Genomic DNA, 1,850 nt, shown 5'->3' on the forward strand with positions numbered 1-1,850 from the left:
TGAGAAGCCATAAATAAATATGATATAATTAAACACTGTGATCTTTATAAAAGGAGTGTAATGTATGGATTCAATACTTGATAAAAAGGATTTACTTGTTATAGAAAATCTACATGTTGAAGTAGAGGGAAAAGAGGTTTTAAAGGGAGTTGATTTAACGATAAAAGAGGGAGAAACAGCAATTCTCTTTGGTCCGAATGGCAGTGGAAAGACAACTCTTCTTATGAGCATAATGGGTTTTAACGGCTACAATATAACAGAGGGAAGGATAATTTTTAAGGGAACTGAGCTCAACGGACTTCCTCCATACGAAAGGGCAAGGATGGGAATAGGAGTTGCCTTCCAAAAACCGCCAAAGATAAAAGGGGTTAAGCTTAAAAGTATCCTTGATATTGTTTCTAAAAACAAAGATTATGAAGATTTTATAGATATACTGAATCTCTCTGAACATGTAGATAGAGATGTCAATGTGGGATTTTCCGGTGGGGAGATGAAAAGATCTGAGATTCTTCAGCTTCTTGCCCAGTCTCCTGATCTTGTTCTACTTGATGAACCAGAGTCTGGTGTTGATCTTGAGAATGTGAAAATACTTGGAAAGGTCATATCAATTCTACTTGAAAAGCATAAACTGATAAAAGAAAGGAAAAGGTCAGGTTTAATAATCACCCACACAGGATATATCCTTGACTATGTTGAAGCAGATAGAGGATACATAATGCTTAACGGAAAGATTATTTGCGAGGCAAATCCCCATGAAATTTTAAAAACAATTCAAAAAAGTGGATTTAAGGAGTGTGAGAAATGCAAAAGAATATAAATGAGATTCCTCTTACAGAGGAAGAAAAGAGAAAACTTCTTGAGGTTGGAGTCGATGTAAATGAAAAGGATAGGGCAGGTACATATATGCTTGTTGATAATCAGATAGTTGAGGTTAAACTTCTTCAGAAGGGTGTAGAACTTCTACCACTATCAATGGCATTTGAAAAGTATGAATGGCTTAAAGACTACTACTGGAAGCTGGTAAATAAAGATAAAGATGAATACACAAGAAAAGTATTTAACTCCCCTCCCATGGGATACCTTATAAGATCCCTACCTGGTGCACACTCCAAAGTTCCTGTTCAAGCATGCTTCTATCTAAAAAGTTCAAACTTTGAACAGATTGTTCACAATATAATAATTGCTGAGGAAGATTCTGAGCTTCATGTGATTAACGGTTGCATTGCTGCAAATTATACAACCCAGGGTTCTCATATCGCTGTAACTGAGATGTATGTGAAGAAAAATGCATCAATAACATATACAATGATTCATGATTGGGCTCCAGAGGTTATTGTAAGACCAAGGACAGGAGTTCTTGTAGGAGAGAAAGGGAATTTTATATCAAACTATGTATCTTTAAAAGAGGTCCATTCAACTCAGAGTGCACCAATAGTTTATGCAGTGGGAAGGGAAGCAAAGGTTAAATTATACTCTATTCTCTATGCTCCAGAAAAAACTAACCTTGATATAGGAGGAGATATATACCTTCAGGGTGAGGGAAGTAGCGGAGAGATAGTGAGTAGAGCTGTAAGCAATGGAGGAAACATCTATACAAGAGGAGCTTTGATTGGTGAGGCAAAGAATATAAAGGCACATATGGAATGCAGTGGAATAATGCTAAAAGACGAAGGTTTTATACACACCATACCAGAACTTAAAACAAAATTTCAGGAAGTGGAGATGACTCATGAGGCAGCTGTTGGAAAGATTGCAAAAGACGAGATTGAATATCTCATGGCAAGAGGAATATCAGAGGAAGATGCAATATCACTGATTTTAAGAGGATTTCTCAATGTTAAGATAGAGGG

Annotated in this window: 2 protein-coding genes; both read left to right on the plus strand. The window is 36.4% G+C overall.

Annotated features, from left to right (window positions below; translation table 11 throughout):
• Nucleotides 1–64 precede the first annotated feature (64 nt).
• Nucleotides 65–817, plus strand: coding sequence for an ABC transporter ATP-binding protein (locus tag J7J33_03880; GenBank protein ID MCD6168429.1), 753 nt, complete (start codon nt 65–67; stop codon nt 815–817).
• The coding region (locus tag J7J33_03885; GenBank protein MCD6168430.1) for a SufD family Fe-S cluster assembly protein at nt 802–1,850 on the plus strand (1,049 nt) is incomplete at its 3' end. The genes J7J33_03880 and J7J33_03885, both read left to right, overlap by 16 nt.

Source organism: Caldisericia bacterium, from assembly GCA_021158845.1.
Lineage (GTDB): Bacteria > Caldisericota > Caldisericia > B22-G15 > B22-G15 > B22-G15.